The sequence below is a fragment of the Acaricomes phytoseiuli DSM 14247 genome (assembly GCF_000376245.1).
GTDB classification, from domain to species: Bacteria; Actinomycetota; Actinomycetes; order Actinomycetales; family Micrococcaceae; genus Renibacterium; species Renibacterium phytoseiuli.
The window spans coordinates 83568-101743 of record NZ_AQXM01000064.1 but is presented as its reverse complement, the minus strand read 5'-3'; the positions used below and the strand labels follow the sequence as shown (position 1 = coordinate 101743).

Here is an 18176-nt window from a genome sequence, read left to right as displayed (position 1 = left end):
GCATGTCCGGTCACTCCAAATGGGCTACTACCAAGCACAAAAAGGCGGTCATCGACGCCCGACGTGCCAAGTCGTTCGCGAAGCTGATCAAAAACATTGAGGTCGCCGCCCGGATCGGCGGTCCGGATGTGGCCGGAAATCCGGCGCTGGAACTCGCGATCACCAAGGCCAAGAAGACCTCGGTGCCTAATGACAATATCGACCGCGCCGTCAAACGCGGCTCCGGTCAGCTCGGCGAAGCCGTCGATTATCAGACCATCATGTACGAAGGCTACGGGCCCCAGGGCACCGCGCTGCTGATCGAGTGTCTGACGGACAATAAGAACCGGGCGGCCTCGGATGTCCGCCTGGCGGTGGGCCGCAATGGCGGCACGATGGCTGATCCCGGATCCGTGAGCTATCTCTTCACCCGCAAAGGCATCGTCTCCGTGCCCAAGGCCCAAGGGGCCGAGGCGGGTTCGGAAAGCGTCCTCACCGAGGACGACCTGCTGATGGCCGTGCTGGACGCCGGTGCCGAAGAGGTCAAAGAAGAGGGCGAGAACTTCACGGTGATCAGCGATCCGAAGGATCTGCCGGAGATCCGCACCGCGCTCAATGAAGCCGGCCTGGAGTACGACAACGATGAAGCAGGTTTCGTCCCATCGATGCATGTGCAGCTGGAGACCGAGAACGCCAAGAAATTCGTGCGTATCTACGATGCACTCGAAGATCTCGATGATGTGCAGAACGTCTACTCCAACGCCGATATGAGCGCCGAGGTCATGGCGCAGCTTGAAGAGGACTGAACACTGAACATGGTGAAGGTGGCTGAGTGGTGCGTGTCTTCGGCATCGACCCGGGGCTGACCCGCTGCGGTTTCGGAGTGGTGGATTCCGCGGCGAGCCGGAGGGTCGATCTGGTCGCGGTGGACGTGGTAGGCAGCTCCTCCGGTCAACCGCTTGCGGAACGTCTATTCGTGATTGCCGAAGCAACGGACCGCTGGCTGGAGCGATATCAGCCGGAAGTCCTGGCTGTGGAGCGGGTTTTCTCGCAGACAAATCTCTCCACAGTGATGGGGGTGGCCCAGGTCTCCGGCATTGTGATGGCGGCGGCGGCGCGTCATCGGATCCCGGTGGCCCTGCATACCCCGAGTGAGATCAAGGCCGCAGTGACGGGTAACGGCCGGGCGGATAAAACTGCGGTGGCCACCATGGTCGCCAGGATTCTGCGTCTGGATTCCCTTCCGCAGCCCGCTGACGCCGCTGACGCCCTGGCCCTGGCGATCACGCACTCCTGGCGAGGTGGCATCGGCGCGGCGGCTGCCGCGCTGGGGGAGACGGGAAGCGCAGGGACCCCCGGTCAGCGTGGGGCGAGGAGTGGGGAGTTGATGACTCCGGCTCGGAAGCTATGGCTTGAAGCGGAAGCCAAGGCACGGAAGAACCAGGAGCGCTCCAGCCGGCAATGGCGCTGAGGCGCGTCGTGCACGATGCTGGCGGATCAGCCGGTTAGGCTATTCGTAGATATGTTCTAGAGCTTCTGGATTCGCGCTGCTGCGCTTGACGGTGCTCTGACCACTTGACGAGGTAGGCAGATGATCAATTCGCTTCGCGGCACTGTAGCTCAGCTGGGCCTGGCTCAGGTGGTGATCGAAGTCGGCGGTGTCGGTTTCCTGGTTCAGGCCACACCCAAGACTTTGACGGGCCTGCGCCAGGGCGAAACTGCGCTACTGACCACCACGCTGATTGTCCGCGAGGATTCGCTGACGCTGTACGGATTCGCCTCAGCGGATGAGCTCGAGGTCTTCGACGCGCTGCTGACCGTCAGTGGCATCGGCCCGCGGCTGGCTCTCGCGGTCCTCGCGGTGCTCGAACCGGAGGCCGTTCGCGTAGCGGCCAGCACGGGGGACGAGAAAGCTTTCACCAAGGTGCCCGGCGTCGGCCCCAAGGTCGCGGGGCGCATTGTGCTCGAGCTTGCGGGCAAACTGCAGCCGATGCAGGTTCCGGCAGCCGGGGCTGCAGCAACCGCCCCGGAGTGGCGGCCGCAGGTCGTCGCGGCGATGATCAGCCTGGGCTGGAGCGAGAAGGACGCGCAGAACAGTATCGACCGCGCCACAGCAGATCAAGAGGAGATGCTCAAACACGGTGATGTAGGTCAGATCCTGCGGGCTACGCTTTCCTGGCTAGGCCAGGACGGCGGGAAGAAGGGCGCCGGTCTGAGAGCAGGGCAGCGTGGCTGAGCCGAAGCGTCAGCCCGCTCCCGACGAATCGCGGGAACTGGTCTCCCCGGTTGTCCCCGCTGGCACCGAAACCGAGGAACGCGCGCTCGAAGCAGCGCTCCGTCCCCGGAATCTGGATGATTTTGTCGGCCAGCAGCGTGTGCGTCAGCAGCTCTCCCTGGTACTGGAAGCCTCCCGGATCCGGGGCCGCACCGCCGACCACGTACTGCTTTCCGGGCCACCAGGGCTCGGAAAAACCACGCTGGCCATGATCGTCGCCGCTGAGATGAACGCACCGTTGCGGATCAGTTCCGGGCCGGCCATCCAGCACGCCGGAGATTTGGCCGCGATCCTTTCCTCGCTGACCGAAGGCGAAGTCCTCTTCCTCGATGAGATCCACCGGATGTCTCGCCCAGCCGAGGAGATGCTTTACCTTGCGATGGAGGACTTCCGGGTGGACATCGTGGTCGGCAAAGGTGCAGGGGCGACGGCCATCCCGCTCGACCTGCCGTCCTTCACTCTCGTCGGGGCGACCACCAGGGCAGGTCTTCTGCCGGGGCCGCTGCGAGACCGGTTCGGCTTCACCGGTCATCTCGAGTTCTATTCGGTAGCTGAGCTGGAATCCGTGCTGCGTCGCTCCGCGGGGCTGTTGGAGCTCAGACTGAGCAATGAGGGATTCACTGAGATCGCAGGCCGCTCCCGGGGCACCCCACGTATCGCCAACCGCCTTTTGCGTCGGGTTCGGGATTGGGCTCTGGTGCACGGCATCGACCACATCGATGCCCGGGCCGCAGCCGCTGCTCTGGATATGTATGAAGTGGATGCCCGCGGGCTGGACCGGCTGGATCGCTCCGTGCTTCGTGCGCTCGTGGAGAAGTTCGACGGCGGCCCGGTAGGCCTGTCCACCCTCGCGATCGCCGTCGGTGAGGAGCCCGAGACGGTGGAGACCGTCGCCGAGCCCTTCCTGGTCCGCGAAGGGCTGCTGGGCCGGACTCCGCGGGGGCGCATCGCGATGCCCGCGGCCTGGGATCACCTGGGCTTGGCGCGTCCGACAACCGGCACTTCGGCCCAGAACCTGCCGTTCTTCGGCGAGGATCGTGCCGGCGACGACACTGCGGAGTTCTGGACTGGAGAAGAAGAATGGGGTCGCTGAGCAGTCTCGCGTACACTATAGGAATGCTCTTTCCGGGAGACCCCGGCAAAGACCCTGACAGCTTCTAGAACGGATTTTGTAGTGGACGTGTCGCTCCTCCTTCCCCTCCTGCTCATCGCGGTGCTCGCCATGCTGATGTTCCGCCGTAGTCGGCAACAGCAGAAGACTATGACTGAGCTGCAGACTAAGGTGCAGCCTGGTGTGGATGTCATGACGAGCTTTGGGCTCTTTGGCCGGGTCGTGTCGATCGACGATGCTGAGAACCAGGTGGTCCTGGAACTGTCCCCGGGCAACAACGCCACGGTGCACCGCCAGGCGGTCACCAAGGTCATTGAGTCGGCGGACAGCACCGAGCCGGCCCCCGTGGTCCCAGACGATGCTTCCTCGCTGACAGATTTCACCGGTTCCGCTGACGCCGGCAGGCCGGATCGCGGCACTGCGAGCCCTGCCGAAGGAAGCGCGGAGGAGTCCCAGGTCCACGACGATAAGGAAAATCGCGGCCGAGAGCAGTAATATGCCTTGAAGGAGGCGCCGCCTAGTCTTTGATGAGGCGGCGTTCTCATGTCCCTTCCGGCGCTAGCCCCGCGCCGGGACGTCTGCGGGTCATCCGGTGTGAGCCGGGGAGCCCTCGAGAGAAAGCCCCGAGAACGCATATGGCAAACAACGGTCCGAGAAAAGGCCCGGTGGTCGAAGCCCGCAGGATGTTGCTGTGGTTGGGAGCGCTCATCGTGCTGCTGACTCTCGTCCTGGCTGGTGGCACTACATGGGGCTCGGCCAGCTGGGCGCCTAAGCTTGGCCTGGATCTCGAAGGCGGAACGCAGATGATCCTCGCGCCGAGGGTCGAGGGCAGCGCCGGCACGATCACCGATGAGCAGCGGGAGCAGGCGGTCTCCATCATCCGCCAGCGCGTGGACGGCTCCGGCGTGGCAGAAGCCCAGATCACCACCCAGGGCAGTAACAACCTGGTTGTCGCCCTGCCCGGCACGCCGACGCAGGAACAGCGCCAGCTCATTCTCGCCTCGGCGGCGATGTCCTTCCGCCCGGTGATCCAGATCGGCAATCCGACGCCGACTCCGCCGGATCAGCTGCCGCCTGATGACCAGCTGCCGCAGCCCAGCGGCCCGCCGCAGAATGCCAGCGACCCCAACTGGGTGACGCCCCAGCTGGCGAAGGATTTCCTTAGCTATGACTGCAGCCAGGAACCGGCACAGGGCCAGGACCCCTCGCAGCCGATGATCACCTGCGATGCCGAGGGGACGATGAAGTTCATCCTGGGCCCGGTGGAGGTCACCGGTCAGCAGATCAGCGAATCTAGCTACGGCTTGGTCCAGGGTGCCCAGGGCGCTACCATGAATCAGTGGGGCGTCAACCTCACCTTCAACGCTGAAGGTACCGCGACTTTCCGTGAGGTGACTACCCGACTCAACGGTATCTACACTTTGAATCCGAACGACCCCAGGGCCCAGTTCGCCATCGTGCTGGACGGCAAGGTGATTTCCGCACCGAGATCCCAGGCTGTGATCACCGACGGCCGTTCTCAGATCACCGGTAATTTCACTGAGACGACCGCTAAAGCTCTTTCCGAACAGCTCAAATTCGGTGCCCTGCCGATCAGCTTCGAGATCCAGAGTGAGGAGCAGATCTCTGCGACGTTGGGTGCCCAGCAGCTCGAACTTGGCTTGATCGCGGGCCTGATCGGCTTGATCCTCGTGGTCATCTACACGCTGATCCAATATCGCGCCCTTGGCTTGGTCACGGTGGCCTCGCTCGTGGTGGCAGGCATCCTGACATACTTGGCCATCGTCCTGCTCGGCTGGACACAGAACTACCGGCTCTCTCTCGCGGGTATTGCGGGCTTGATCATAGCGATCGGCCAGACTGCGGACTCCTTCATCGTCTATTTCGAACGCATCAGGGATGAGCTGCGCGAAGGCCGCGGCCTGGTGGCCGCCGTGGAGAACGGCTGGCAGCGCGCCCGGCGGACCGTGATCGCCTCCAAAGCGGTCAACCTGCTGGCCGCTATCGTGCTCTACTTCGTCGCGGTGGGCAACGTCCAGGGCTTCGCCTTTACGCTGGGTCTGACCGCCATCGCTGACTTGATCGTGGTCTTCCTGTTCACGCACCCCATGCTGAGGCTGCTGGCAACCCGCAAGTTCTTCGCCGAGGGCCACCGGCTCTCCGGATTCTCACCGGAGCGCCTCGGCGTGGTGCCTTTCTACCGGGGTGCCGGGCGCACCCGTGAGGCAGGCGATGCAGATCGCGCCGCACCGGCCCTGAAGGTCAAGAACACCGGTGCCCGTGGCGAGGCGGAGCGGCGCCAGACCATCGCCGAACGCCGCCTGGCCGAAAGGCAGCGGGAAAAAGACGCTGAAAAGGGGACGGTAGAAGAGACTCCGGGCAAGGCTGCCGGGAAAAACGCCGTAGAAGACTCGACGAAGGACGAAAAGTAATGCCACAGTGGGTCAATTTTTCGACATTCGGCAATGAGCTGTACACCGGCAAGCGCTCCTACGATTTCGTGGGCCGGCGCAAGAGCTGGTTCGCGATCGCCGCGGTCCTGGTAGTGCTCTCCATCCTGGTGCCAGTTTTCAAAGGCGGTTTCGCGCTGGGAATCGACTTCCGTGGAGGCAGCGAATTCACCATCACCAATGCGCAGACCACGGACACCACGGTCGGCCAGGATGCGGTGACCTCGGTGGTCTCCGGGCAGACGCCCCGGGTGAGTAATCTCGCCGGGGACACAGTGCAGGTGCAGACTGAGCGGCTCAGTGACGAGGAGACCCTCAGAGTCCGAGATTCCCTAGCGCAGGCCTACGGCGTAGGGGAAAATGAAGTCGCTTCAACCTTCGTCGGCCCGACCTGGGGCGAAGACGTCACCCGACAGGCCCTGTTCGGCTTGGTGATCTTCGTCCTGCTGGCGACGATCCTGATGGCCCTCTACTTCCGGACCTGGAAGATGTCGACAGCGGCGATCACGGCGATGCTGTTCGTGCAGGTCGTGACCGCGGGTATTTACGCGGTCTCCGGGGTGGAAGTGACGCCATCGGCGATCATCGGATTCCTCACCATCTTGAGTTATTCGCTCTACGATATCGTCGTCGTCTTCGATAAGATCCGGGAGAACACCGCGGATATCTCCACTTCGACTCGGCGTACCTTCGCCTCTGAAGTCAACCTGGCGATCAACCAGACCCTGGTCCGCTCGATCAACACCTCGGTCGTCGGACTGCTGCCGGTCGGGGCGATCCTCTTCATCGGCTCGTTCCTTTTCGGCGCGGGCACTCTGCGGGATCTTTCGCTTTCGCTGTTCATCGGCATCATCATCGGTGCTATGACTACGATCTTCATCGCCGCGCCACTGTACGCAGCGATCCGAGTGAGGGAGCCGGCCCTGGTCAAGCAGGCCGAGCAGGTCCGGGCCCGGCGCGCATCAGAAGCAGGTGAGTAGCCTTCGCTTCCTAGTGCAGGCATAGACTAGGTGAAGTCCTGGTTGATATACAGGAAGGTCACGTAACGGGCAGATCTGTCGGCACGGGAGGAGGGGACGATGCAAGAGCACGACCCGGCCTCTTCTGCGACCAGGCAAGATATCGACCCTGCTGGCACCACCGTGACGGGGCAGGACGCGGCACCCGGAAGTGGTGCCCAGCGAGCTTATCTGCCGAGCCGGCGGGAGCGCACACGGACCCGGCTGGCTCGGCTCACGGGGCGCTCCGTGAGCTACTCGCCGATTCTGGAGCCGCTGCTCCGAGTGGTGAGGGCCAATAACCCGCGCGAAGACTTCGAGCTCATCCGCCGGGCATATGCGACGGCTGAGCGCCATCATGAGGGGCAGAAGCGCAAGAACGGCGACCCCTACATCACGCATCCGGTGGCTGTGGCGACGATTCTAGCCGAACTGGGTATGACCGGCACCACCCTGGCCGCGGCCCTGCTGCACGATACCGTCGAGGACACGTCCTACACCCTGGCTCAGCTCACCGAGGACTTCGGCAGCGAAGTAGCGATGCTCGTCGATGGGGTCACCAAGCTCGACAAGATGACGTTCGGCGATGCGGCTCAATCCGAGACCGTGCGGAAGATGGTCGTGGCCATGGCCAAGGACATCCGGGTTCTGGTGATCAAACTCGCGGACCGGTTGCACAACGCCCGGACCTGGCGTTTCGTCTCCGCGGAGTCCTCCGCGCGCAAAGCCAGGGAGACCCTGGATATCTTCGCCCCACTCGCGCACCGGTTGGGCATGAACACGATCAAATGGGAACTGGAGGATCTTTCTTTCGCCGCCCTGTACCCCAAGGTGTATGAAGAGATCGTACGGATGGTTGAGGACCGGGCACCGGAGCGGGAGAAGTGCCTCACGGCGGTCCGGCAGCAGATCTCCGAGGACCTCCGGGCGGCGAAGATCCGAGCCTCGATTACGGGCCGTCCGAAGCATTACTACTCGGTGTACCAGAAGATGATCGTCCGCGATAAGGATTTCGATGATATCAATGATCTGATCGGTGTCCGGATCCTGGTGGACTCGGTGCGCGACTGCTATGCCGCCCTCGGTGCCATGCATGCCCGCTGGAGTCCGTTGCCCGGGCGTTTCAAAGACTATATTGCGATGCCTAAGTTCAATATGTATCAATCCCTGCACACCACGGTGATCGGCCCGGGCGGCAAACCTGTAGAGATCCAGATCCGCACCCATGAAATGCATCAGCGGGCGGAATACGGTGTCGCTGCGCACTGGAAGTATAAGAACCAGGCGGGCCGGGCTGCCGCTCATACCGTGGGCAGCGACAGTGATCTGAGCTGGCTGCGGACCCTCGTGGACTGGCAGCAGGAGACGAAGGATCCAGGGGAGTTCCTGGACTCATTGCGTTTTGAGATTAACGCCAGGGAAGTTTTCGTCTTCACACCCAAAGGCGATGTGATGGCGTTGCCCGCAGGGTCCACCCCGGTGGACTTCGCTTATGCCGTACACACCGAGGTGGGGCACCGGACTATCGGGGCCCGGGTCAACGGCAAGCTCGTGCCGCTCAACAGCGAGCTCAACCATGGCGATTGGGTGGAGATCTTCACGTCCAAAGCTGAAGGAGCCGGCCCCAGTCAGGACTGGCAGAACTTCGTCAAGAGCGCACGGGCGCGGAACAAGATTCGTCAGTGGTTCAGCAAAGAGCGCAGAGAAGAGGCGATCGACAAGGGCAAAGAGCAGCTGACCCGTGCGATGCGCAAGCAGAACCTGCCGTTGCAGCGCATGATGACGCACGAGGCCCTGCTTGCGATCGCGGAGGATCTGCGCTATCCGGATATTTCGGCGCTTTACGCCGCTGTCGGTGACGGACACGTCTCTGCTCCCAGCGTGGTGGAGAAGCTCGTCAGCTCACTGGTCAGCGATGATGTAGTCGAAGAGGAGATCAGCAGCACCCCGCTACCGGAGAACGCTCCGAGGCCCCGTTATTCGAGCTCCGGGGTGATGGTCCGCGGTGTTGAAGACGTTCTGGTCAAGCTCGCTCGCTGCTGCACTCCGGTGCCTCCGGACGAGATCATCGGATTCGTGACCCGCGGTTCCGGGGTCTCGGTGCATCGCCGGGACTGCCGTAATGTGCACGGATTGCAGGAGCAGCCAGACCGGATCATCGATGTGGAGTGGGCTGCGACTCAGTCTGGCGTGTTCCTGGTGGAGATCCAGGTCGAGGCGTTGGATCGTAAGAGCCTGCTCTCGGACGTCACTAGGGTGCTCGCGGAGAACCACGTTAACATCCTCTCCGCCTCAGTGCACACCTCTAATGATCGACTAGCGATCTCCAAGTTCTCTTTCGAGATGGGCGACCCCAAGTACCTTAACCATATTCTCAGTGCGGTACGCCGTATCGACGGAGTCTTCGACGTCTACCGGACGACGGGCGCTAAACGTAGCGACTGACCTCGCGGTTCGACAGAGGACAGCCGCTCCAGACGCTGTTCGGCTCGGCGCCTGAAAGGGGCACGCGGTTTGGTGAGCAGGGCGTGCTTCAGGAGCTTATAGCTCAACCCTAGCTCGGGCTGGCGGACTAGGGCGCGTAACGCCTGTTCGGTCCCGGGCCAGCCAGTGGGCCCCGATCTGAATCTGGCTGAACGGCGGTAGGGTGCCGGAACGACGTCGATGATCAAGAAGCGCGGTCACCCGGGGCGGGCATGCAGTGCCGGTATAGACCCAGGCGGAGCTGAACCGTCCGAGCAATAGCCGGGAGCGTAGCTGCGGAGGTAAGCACAGCGACATCGCGATAGCGCGGTGTTCGGGCTGCTCCGGGATATCCAGAGGTAGGAAGGCCCCGGCGAAGATCTGGCTGAGTACACCTTCATGCCGCATTGCCTGCAGCTCAACAGCGTGGAATCGACAGCCCGCGGCGAGCACATCACACGGTTCCGGTATCCGCGTAACTGGTGCCCCCTCGGACCGAGCGTGAAGCAAAGAACTGAGTACGTGGCTCTGCATCTCCTCACTCTGGCTGCTGGCAAGTGCCAGCGGAAGACCAAAGCAGCTTGATGTGGATAAATCCGCGGGCTTCAGCGCTGAGGTACGATCAGCTGACCTTCCGGATCAGCCGAGCTCGCCGGCCGATTTCTGAATCTGCGCCAGCCAGGCCTGCCTGGCATCAAGAGCATCCTGGGCGTCCTTAACTTTCCGCTCATTCCCTGAGGCCTTGGCCGCGGCCAGATCTGCTTCCAGGGCCGCGATCGCCGCTTCCAACTGACTCAGTACACTGTTAGTCCGCGCCCGGGCTTCCGGATCAGTACGCTTCCAGTGCTCGTTCTCAGCGGTGCGCAGCGCATCTTCGACGGAACGCAGCCCGGACTCCATCCGCTGGATATCGGCGCGCGGGACCTTACCTGCATCCTCCCAGCGATCTCGGATCGCCTGGAATTGCCGCTTGGCGGAGGCGAGGTCCTTGATGGGCAGCAGGGCCTTGGCCTCGCTTAGCAGCTGCTCCTTGACGAGCAGATTGGCCGAGTACTCCTGATCGATCGCATCATTGGCTGCTTGCCGAGCGGAGAAGAATGCATCCTGTGCAGCTCGGAATCGCCCCCACAGTGCATCATCGTCTTTTTTATTGCCCCGAGGTGCCGCTTTCCAGCGGTCCATCAGCCGGCGGTACTCCCCAGCGGTGGCCCCCCAGTCCGTGGACGAGGACAGCTCCTGCGCCTCTTCGACCAACTTCTCCTTGACCTGTTTGGCCTCGGTGTTGGCGCTGTCCAGCTCCGAGAAGAAGGCGCGCCGATGCCTGTCGAAAGTGGTCCGAGCCGCCCGAAAGCGCTTCCAGAGCACGTCCTCAGCAGCCCGTCCAAGACGTACGCCGCCGCGCTGAGCCTCTTTCCAGGACTCGAAGAGCTCGTTCATCCGAGTGCTGCTGGCCTTCCACTGCGTCTGTGCCGGATCCTGCCCGGCGAGCGACTCCACTTCGGTGACGATCGCCTCCCGTGCTGCCAGCTCTGCGGCCTTGGCGGCTTCTTGAGCCTGCCGTGCAGCCTGCTGCAAGTCCGTGATCCGTTCGGCGAGTTCTTCGAGCTGGGCTTCGGCGGTTTTGATATCCCCGACGGCTTTGCGCTCGGCCAGCTGCTCGCGCAGATGCGCAAGCGCTTTGGGCATGTCTTCACTGGGCGCTCCCGCCGCAATGCGCTGGCTGAGCAGAGCGATTTGACCGGTGATCTCTTCGAACTTGCGAGCGAAGTAGCTCAGCGCTTCGTCCGGTGTGGCGCTGGGGTACTGCCCGACCGGAATTTCTTCCCCGTCGATGATGACGAAGACGTGACCTTCTTGGTCCGCACGACCGAACTTCTTCGCCTCTGTCAGGGCTTGCTCCGACAGCTTCGGGCTGGCAGGCCGCGCGGCAACCCCCGCAGCCGCCGACTTGGTTGCTGCTTTGCCCGCCAGCATGGAAGGAGTGGGAGCCGGTCCGGGGCTTGGCGAAGGCGCTGGAGACGCTGGAACGGGAGCATTCTGCTCAGTCTCGGGCGTTTCGTCGGACTGCTGGCTTTCGGTCACCGCTAGAACTCTTCTCTTCTGAATCACCCCAGGGCCGTTGCCGGGATCCTGGAGTGCGCCTTATTTGGATCGCGTCTTATTCTCGTCGGTTGTGCTTTCATCTTGCCACGTCTTGCACGAGCTTCTGCTGTAGCCGCCGGAATCTGCGGGTTTCCGGTGATCCTCGGCGGATCATGATGGATCGCAACGTTTCCAGCAAGATAGCTCAATTCAGCGTAAACGAGTCTATCGTGATGGGTATATTGGGCTTTCCGTCGCTTTCGCCGCCTTGTACCCCGGCCTGCGCGAGCCCCGAGATCGTATCAAGACCATTGGTGACCTTGCCCACCACGGTGTAGCCGCCGGCGCTATCGGTGGGAATAGTGGTGTCCCGGTAGGTGATGAAGAACTGCGTGCTGTTGCTGTTGCCGTCACCGCCAACTCGAGCGATGGCGATAGTACCGGCGGGGTAGACATTATCCGAGGGAGTGTTCTCCACCGGCCCCCAGCTGAAATCGGGTACGTTCTGGCCGTTTTCATCGAGGGCCCCGCACTGCAACACGGCGAAGGATTCACCCGTGGTCAGCCGATGGCAGGACCTGTTCGTGTAATATCCGCTATCCGCCAAGACTTTTAGTACGGAAGCCGCCTGTGGAGCTTTGGTGCCATCCAGTTCGACCCCGAGATCCTGCTGATTGAGGCTCAAGGTGCCGGTGAGGGTCTGATCGCGGGCGACAGAAGGATCAGGCACGGCCGGCATATCCGGAGACTCAGTGGCGGCGGGGCTCTCCGCCGCTGCGCTTGTCTCGATATCCCGCTGTATTGCTTCCGTCTCATCGGCGGTCGGGTTGTTGACGAAAATCGCGATCTGCAGGATCACCGCTAAGGCGAGTGCCAGCACCGCCGCCGTGATCGCGATGCGGTTATCGCGCAACCGGCGCTTGCGCTGCTCTTCCCGCAGCTCCTGCTTCGCTTCCATCAGCTGCACGCGTCGGCGCTGTTTTCGCCGATCCTTATTACCCGTCACAGACGCTCCTGACGTATCCGACTATGGACATAACCATGGACATAACTGCCATCATTAGTGCCATTACTGAGACCAACACCCGGGAAATGACACACTGTCCCGGTACCCGACCCGCGCGTTCTATTACCGAGCTGGACGAATAAACTAAACCTGCTGCCTGAGCATCCGGAGATCCGGGCACTAGCCGTACAGATTCAACAATGCCTTAATAACAATGCCTTAATAGTGTATCGACTTCTGTGCTGATCTGGTGTAAAGGGTACCGTGAGATAGTCGGGCGGTCGAGCTGCCGGACTCCCAGGGCCACGCACTGGGGAGAAGAAACACTGACAAGATGCTCAAGAAACTACTGAAGAGAGAACAAGCCTGATGTCCCGTACCGCTTCGCTGTCCGGTTTCCCCGAGTTCCTCCCGCAGGAGCGAATGGTGGAACTGCATTTTCTGGATACGCTGCGCAGGGTCTTCGAGCTGCACGGATTCGCATCCATCGAGACCCGCGCTGTGGAGAGCGTCGAACAGCTTCTGCAAAAGGGCGAAATCGATAAAGAGGTTTACGCGGTCAGCCGGCTGCAGGCCGAGGAAGGGGCGGCCGGGCCGAGCCTGGCTCTGCACTTCGATCTCACTGTGCCGTTCTCTCGTTATGTCGTGGAGAACGCAGGCCACCTGAATTTCCCCTTCCGCCGCTATCAGATCCAGAAAGCCTGGCGGGGCGAACGCCCGCAAGAAGGGCGAGCACGGGAATTCACCCAGGCGGATATCGATGTCGTCGGCGATGGCGAGCTCTCGTTCCGTTATGACGTCGAGCTGGTGCTGGTAGCCGCCAAGGCGCTCTCCGCGCTACCTGTTCCGGCCTTCACGATGCGTGTGAACAACCGCAAGCTTGCCGAAGGCTTCTACCGGGGCCTGGGCCTGGGCGATACCGCCGGGGTGCTCCGCAGTATCGACAAGCTCGAGAAGATCGGCCCGGAGGCTGTGGCGAAGCTGCTCCGCGAGGAACTCGGAGCGAGCCAGCAGCAGGCGGAAGCTGCCCTGAAGCTCGCTGAGATCCGCACCCCGGATCTCAGCTTCGTGGATCGGGTCCGGGCCCTGGGTGTTCAAGATCCGCTGCTCGACGAGGGGCTCGAAGAACTCAGCCAGGTGCTGGAAGCTGCCATGCAGCAGGCTCCCGGCAAGGTTGTGGCGGATCTGTCGATTGCCCGGGGTCTGGACTATTACACCGGCACTGTCCTGGAGACCATGATCGACGGCGAGGAGTCGCTGGGCTCGATCTGCTCTGGCGGTCGTTACGACGCGCTTGCACGCAAAGGCAATCGGGTCTTTCCCGGAGTCGGCCTGTCCATCGGGCTGAGCAGGATCCTGGCCCGGCTCATCGGGCAGGAGTCCGTGCGTGCGAGCCGACCGGTGCCCAGCGCCGTGTACATCGCGTTGAACTCGGACGCTGATTGGGGCCGGGCGCACCAGTTGGCTGATCAGCTGCGGGCCCGGGGCATCGCCGTGGAGGTTGCGGTGAGCGCGGAGAAGTTCGGCAAGCAGATCAAATACGCGGATCGGCGCGGCATTCCCTTCGTCTGGTTCCTGGGCGCGGACTCGGCAGACCAGGAAAGCCACGAAGTCAAGGATCTGCGCTCGGGCGAACAGGTGGCTGCAGATCCGGCGACCTGGCTGCCACCGGAAGCGGACCTGCGCGTGCGGATCGAAGCTCGCAGTGCAGAAGAAGGCTAAAAGAAGAGTAGAAGAACCTAGAAGAATACTGGCCGGCATATCGCCGGTACACTCAGATGACGTATCTCTGATATTGCTAGTGAAAGGATCTCTGTGCTGCGCACACACGATCTCGGGACCCTGAACACCGATCTCATCGGCCAGACTGTTACCGTCGCGGGCTGGGTTTCGCGCCGCCGGGACCACGGCGGGGTGGCTTTCCTGGACCTGCGCGACGCCTCCGGGGTCTCGCAGGTGGTCGTGCGCGAGGAGAAGGACTTCCAGCACCTCCGCCATGAGTACGTGCTCCTGGTGACCGGCGTCGTGGAGCGCCGCCCGGAGGGCAATGACAATCCGGCACTGCCTTCCGGGCAGATCGAGCTCGTCGCCGAGGGCGTCACCGTGCTCAACGAGGCCGCGGCCCTGCCGTTCCAGATCGATGAGCACACCGAGGTCGGCGAGGAAGCCCGGCTCCGGCACCGCTATCTGGATCTCCGCCGCGCCCCCATGGCCCGCAATCTCAAACTGCGCTCGGAGGCCAATCGGGTGGCCCGGGAACTCCTCCACACGGAGGGCTTCACCGAGGTGGAGACACCCACGATGACCCTCTCTACGCCGGGCGGCGCCCGGGACTTCCTGGTGCCCGCGCGTTTGGCACCGGGGAACTGGTACGGTCTGGCGCAGTCGCCGCAGCTCTTCAAGCAGCTGCTCCAGGTCGGCGGGGTGGAGAAGTACTACCAGATCGCCCGATGCTATCGAGATGAAGACTTCCGTGCGGACCGGCAGCCTGAATTCACCCAGCTAGATATCGAGGCCAGCTTCGTCGACCAGGAGGACGTCCTGGCCCTCGCGGAGCGCATCACGGCGGCGCTGTGGCGACTCATCGGCATCGAGCTGGAGACCCCGTTCCCTCGGATCAGCTATGCCGAGGCAATGGACCGCTACGGCTCGGACAAACCGGATTTGCGCTTCGGGCTGGAGCTGACCGAGCTGAGCGACTACTTCAAGGACACCACCTTCCGCGTCTTCCAGGCCCCGTATGTCGGTGCCGTGGTGATGCCCGGCGGCGCCAATCAGGCCCGGCGCACCCTGGACGGCTGGCAGGAGTGGGCCAAGCAGCGCGGAGCCAAGGGGCTGGCCTACGTCCTCATCCAGGAAGACGGCGAGCTCACCGGCCCCGTCGCCAAGAACCTCTCCGAGGCGGAGAAAGCCGGGCTGGCCGAGACCGTCGGCGCGAAACCGGGGGACTGTGTGTTCTTCGCCGCGGGCGAACGGGGCGATGCGCAGGAGCTGCTCGGCGCGGCACGGGTGGAGATCGGGCACCGGGTCGGCCTGATCAACCCGGAGGAGTTCGCTTTCACCTGGGTGGTCGATTTCCCGATGTTCGAATCCGCTGCTGCGGCCAAGGCTTCCGGCGATACCGCGGTGGGCGGTGGCGAATGGACCGCCTTGCATCACGCCTTCACCGCGCCCAAACCGGAGTTCCTGGAGACTTTCGATATCGCCCCGGCCAGTGCCCTGGCCTATGCCTACGACCTGGTCTGCAATGGCAATGAGATCGGCGGCGGTTCGATCCGTATTCACCAGCGTGACGTACAGGCCCGGGTCTTCGCGCTCATGGGCCTGGATGAAGCAGAGCAGCAGGCGAACTTCGGCTTCCTGCTCGAGGGATTCAAATACGGTGCCCCGCCGCACGGCGGTATCGCCTTCGGCTGGGATCGGATCGTCGCGCTCATGGCGGGAACCGACTCCATCCGGGATGTGATCGCTTTCCCGAAGTCCGGAGCCTTCGATCCGCTCACGGGTGCTCCCGAGCCGATTACTGCCCAGCAGCGCAAGGAAGCCGGGGTCGATGCGGCTGCAAAGACTGCCGCGCAGAAGCCTTCGGTGGAACAGACGGAGAAGACGGACTGATCAGGGGTCGGTGACGTCGATCCGGATCGCGGCGGAGGTGCGCGCGACTTCTGCCAGCATCGCCCGCTTGGGGTCCGGCACGGCGCGGAACGCCAATCTGGGCAGTCCGTCCAGGGCTGCGGCGGCGGGCTGATCGAGGACTTCCTCAAGCAGTGCTTTATCGCCGCCAGGCAGCAGATAGTCCGCTTGCGCCAAGGCCAGTGCAGCAGCGTGCTCAGCCACGGCCTTGGCCATCGCGCTGGCCTGGTTCTCCCGCCTGCGGGCGAACCGCTGCTGCGACCAGCCCCCGGCCGCGGTGCGCGACTGTACATACCGGGTGCCGGTCTTCGCCGCCAGGAGTTTTCCGGAACGGGCGAAGCCGAGGGCATAGCCGCCGCGTCTGATCAGAATCAGTGCGATGCTCGCGGGCCGGCCGGCGCGCTCCGCGAGGATCGTGATCGTGGATTCCAGCTCCGTTTCCGCAAGAGCGGTTCCCGACCTCGCGCTATCTGCAGAACTCACGCGAGAACTGGCGAGCAGGGTGCTCATGTCATCCTCCGGCCACGGGGAGCTCAGCCTAGCGGCGCTGCCGTCCGCCGCCTCGAGCAGGAGAGCAGGTCCGTCGAGCCTTCCGATGTAGCCGCCATGCGAGGCGTCGAAGCGCTCCGCCCAGCCGCTCAACCGGTCTGCGGTCACCCAGGCAGTGCGTCCCATTCTGTCTACGCTAGCGGGTAGCGTAGAGATGTGAGTGATTTGTTCGCTGCTGCGGCAGAGTCGGAGGGCTCCGCCGCTCCGCGCGCCCGGGCCCCGCTTGCGGTACGCATGCGCCCGCGCAGCCTGGATGATGTGGTGGGCCAGCAGCATCTGCTAGGGGAGGGTTCGCCGCTGCACCGGCTCGCCGCAGCCCCCAGCCACTCCGCCGCGGGGCCGAGCTCGGTGATCCTCTGGGGGCCGCCGGGCACGGGTAAGACCACCCTGGCGCATGTCATCGCGCGCGGCCCGGGCAGATCCTTCGTGGAGCTCTCCGCCGTTACCGCCGGCGTCAAGGATGTGCGCCGGGTAATGGATGAGGCGCTGACAGCTCGTGATCTGCACGGCCTGACCACGGTGCTCTTCCTCGATGAGATACACCGCTTCACTAAGGCGCAGCAGGACGCCTTGCTGCCCGGGGTGGAGAACCGCTGGGTGGTGCTCGTCGCGGCGACCACTGAGAACCCTTCGTTCTCCGTCGTCTCACCCCTGCTTTCCCGGTCGTTGCTGCTGACCCTGCAGCCTCTCGGTGACGACGATATCCGCAAACTGCTGGAACGCGCTGTGGTGGAGCCGCAGGGCCTGGGCGGTACGGTGCAGGCCAGTGACGGCGCTCTGGATCATCTGGTGCGGCTCGCGGCCGGGGATGCGCGCCGTGCGCTGACTACCCTGGAAGCCGCCGCTGGTGTGGCACTGGAGCGGCACCGGGGCGAGCATCCGGAGGCTGCACAAGGCGGCGGTGAAGCTGCCGGGCAGAAGGACTCCGGTAGCACCGGCGACCCCGTTCCGGTGATCGAGCTCGTGGACGCTGAGCGGGCTGTCGATGCCGCGGTGGTGCGCTACGACCGGGCCGGGGACCAGCACTATGACGTGGTCAGCGCCTTCATCAAATCGATCCGCGGATCGGATGCGGACGCTGCCCTGCACTATCTGGCCCGGATGATCGAAGCGGGGGAGGACCCTCGGTTCATCGCCCGGCGGCTGATCATCTCCGCGAGTGAGGATATCGGCCTGGCGGATCCCACGGCCTTGCCGATCGCGGTGGCGGCAGCTCAGGCGGTCCAGCTCATCGGGATGCCCGAAGGCCGGATCGTGCTCTCCGAGGCGGTGCTGCACCTGGCCACGGCTCCCAAATCGAATGCCTCCTACCAGGCCATCAACGCCGCGATAGCCGATGTGCGCGCTGGCAAAGGCAGCGAAGTCCCGGCGCACCTACGGGATGCGCATTATCCCGGGGCCGGGCGGCTCGGCCACGGACGCGGGTACATCTACGCCCATGACGCCCCGCACTCCGTGGCAGCTCAGCAGTACCCGCCGCAGGATCTCCTCGGCCGCGACTACTATCAGCCGACAGGCAACGGCGCAGAGCGCGAGATCGGCCCCCGGCTCGATCGGCTGCGACAGATCGTCCGCGGCGAGAGCGGTACTGAAAGCTAGGGGAGCTGGGGAGAGCTAGTAAGAGCTGATA

14 protein-coding genes are annotated in these 18176 nt (G+C 63.6%); 11 read left to right on the top strand and 3 right to left on the bottom strand.

Annotation, left to right across the window (positions count from 1 at the left end):
* The first annotated feature begins 2 nt into the window (after positions 1-2).
* The 8 genes from C501_RS0111110 (at position 3) to C501_RS0111075 (ending at position 9258) form a co-directional block, all read left to right on the top strand.
* The gene (locus C501_RS0111110; protein WP_018135705.1) at positions 3-785 is read left to right on the top strand and encodes a YebC/PmpR family DNA-binding transcriptional regulator; all 783 of its coding nucleotides are present in this window, start codon (positions 3-5) and stop codon (positions 783-785) included.
* A gap of 26 nt (positions 786-811) precedes the next feature.
* Positions 812-1450 (top strand): crossover junction endodeoxyribonuclease RuvC, encoded by a 639-nt coding sequence (gene ruvC, locus C501_RS0111105; protein ID WP_018135704.1) that lies wholly within the window; start codon positions 812-814, stop codon positions 1448-1450.
* Positions 1451-1570: 120 nt separating this feature from the next.
* Positions 1571-2215 (top strand): Holliday junction branch migration protein RuvA, encoded by a 645-nt coding sequence (gene ruvA / locus C501_RS0111100; protein ID WP_018135703.1) that lies wholly within the window; start codon positions 1571-1573, stop codon positions 2213-2215.
* A 37-nt stretch (positions 2216-2252) separates the two neighbouring features.
* Positions 2253-3347: a Holliday junction branch migration DNA helicase RuvB gene (gene ruvB, locus C501_RS0111095; protein ID WP_051064541.1), complete on the top strand. Its 1095-nt coding sequence runs from the start codon at positions 2253-2255 to the stop codon at positions 3345-3347.
* A gap of 87 nt (positions 3348-3434) precedes the next feature.
* Positions 3435-3860, top strand: coding sequence for a preprotein translocase subunit YajC (yajC, locus tag C501_RS0111090; RefSeq protein ID WP_018135701.1), 426 nt, complete (start codon positions 3435-3437; stop codon positions 3858-3860).
* Between the two features lie 140 nt (positions 3861-4000).
* The gene (secD, locus tag C501_RS0111085) at positions 4001-5797 is read left to right on the top strand and encodes a protein translocase subunit SecD (protein ID WP_018135700.1); all 1797 of its coding nucleotides are present in this window, start codon (positions 4001-4003) and stop codon (positions 5795-5797) included.
* Positions 5797-6795: a protein translocase subunit SecF gene (gene secF, locus C501_RS0111080; RefSeq protein WP_018135699.1), complete on the top strand. Its 999-nt coding sequence runs from the start codon at positions 5797-5799 to the stop codon at positions 6793-6795. The genes secD and secF overlap by 1 nt, the downstream gene beginning before the upstream one ends.
* A 99-nt stretch (positions 6796-6894) precedes the next feature.
* On the top strand, positions 6895-9258 hold the full coding sequence (locus tag C501_RS0111075) for a RelA/SpoT family protein (RefSeq protein WP_018135698.1): 2364 nt from the start codon (positions 6895-6897) through the stop codon (positions 9256-9258).
* A 657-nt stretch (positions 9259-9915) separates the two neighbouring features.
* On the opposite strand, the gene C501_RS0111070 is transcribed toward C501_RS0111075, so the two are convergent.
* Positions 9916-11250 carry a DUF349 domain-containing protein gene (locus tag C501_RS0111070; RefSeq protein ID WP_156807750.1) on the bottom strand — a complete coding sequence of 445 codons (1335 nt, stop codon included), beginning with the start codon at positions 11248-11250 and terminating at the stop codon, positions 9916-9918.
* Between the two features lie 313 nt (positions 11251-11563).
* Entirely contained in the window at positions 11564-12316 is a 753-nt protein-coding gene (locus tag C501_RS0111065) for a peptidylprolyl isomerase (protein ID WP_051064540.1), read from the bottom strand.
* 417 nt (positions 12317-12733) lie between these two features.
* Here C501_RS0111065 and hisS point away from each other — a divergent pair, with 417 nt between their 5' ends.
* The gene (hisS, locus tag C501_RS0111060) at positions 12734-14086 is read left to right on the top strand and encodes a histidine--tRNA ligase (RefSeq protein ID WP_018135695.1); all 1353 of its coding nucleotides are present in this window, start codon (positions 12734-12736) and stop codon (positions 14084-14086) included.
* Positions 14087-14179: 93 nt separating this feature from the next.
* Complete coding sequence (gene aspS, locus C501_RS0111055; RefSeq protein ID WP_018135694.1) at positions 14180-15979, top strand: aspartate--tRNA ligase; 1800 nt, start codon at positions 14180-14182, stop codon at positions 15977-15979.
* On the opposite strand, the gene C501_RS0111050 is transcribed toward aspS, so the two are convergent.
* Complete coding sequence (locus tag C501_RS0111050) at positions 15980-16672, bottom strand: acVLRF1 family peptidyl-tRNA hydrolase (RefSeq protein WP_026174856.1); 693 nt, start codon at positions 16670-16672, stop codon at positions 15980-15982.
* Positions 16673-16780: 108 nt separating this feature from the next.
* Between C501_RS0111050 and C501_RS0111045 the strand changes: the two genes are divergently transcribed.
* Positions 16781-18145 (top strand): replication-associated recombination protein A, encoded by a 1365-nt coding sequence (locus C501_RS0111045; protein WP_156807763.1) that lies wholly within the window; start codon positions 16781-16783, stop codon positions 18143-18145.
* The last annotated feature ends 31 nt before the right edge of the window (positions 18146-18176 follow it).

Excerpts from the sequence above, each read along its gene's own strand:
- C501_RS0111050 (WP_026174856.1), bottom strand. The coding sequence starts at position 16,672 with ATGGGACGCACTGCCTGGGTGACCGCAGACCGGTTGAGCGGCTGGGCG.
- secF (WP_018135699.1), top strand. The coding sequence starts at position 5,797 with ATGCCACAGTGGGTCAATTTTTCGACATTCGGCAATGAGCTGTACACC.
- C501_RS0111110 (WP_018135705.1), top strand. The coding sequence starts at position 3 with ATGTCCGGTCACTCCAAATGGGCTACTACCAAGCACAAAAAGGCGGTC.
- C501_RS0111070 (WP_156807750.1), bottom strand. The coding sequence starts at position 11,250 with ATGCTGGCGGGCAAAGCAGCAACCAAGTCGGCGGCTGCGGGGGTTGCC.
- hisS (WP_018135695.1), top strand. The coding sequence starts at position 12,734 with ATGTCCCGTACCGCTTCGCTGTCCGGTTTCCCCGAGTTCCTCCCGCAG.
- C501_RS0111065 (WP_051064540.1), bottom strand. The coding sequence starts at position 12,316 with ATGGAAGCGAAGCAGGAGCTGCGGGAAGAGCAGCGCAAGCGCCGGTTG.
- C501_RS0111075 (WP_018135698.1), top strand. The coding sequence starts at position 6,895 with ATGCAAGAGCACGACCCGGCCTCTTCTGCGACCAGGCAAGATATCGAC.
- ruvA (WP_018135703.1), top strand. The coding sequence starts at position 1,571 with ATGATCAATTCGCTTCGCGGCACTGTAGCTCAGCTGGGCCTGGCTCAG.
- secD (WP_018135700.1), top strand. The coding sequence starts at position 4,001 with ATGGCAAACAACGGTCCGAGAAAAGGCCCGGTGGTCGAAGCCCGCAGG.
- C501_RS0111045 (WP_156807763.1), top strand. The coding sequence starts at position 16,781 with ATGCGCCCGCGCAGCCTGGATGATGTGGTGGGCCAGCAGCATCTGCTA.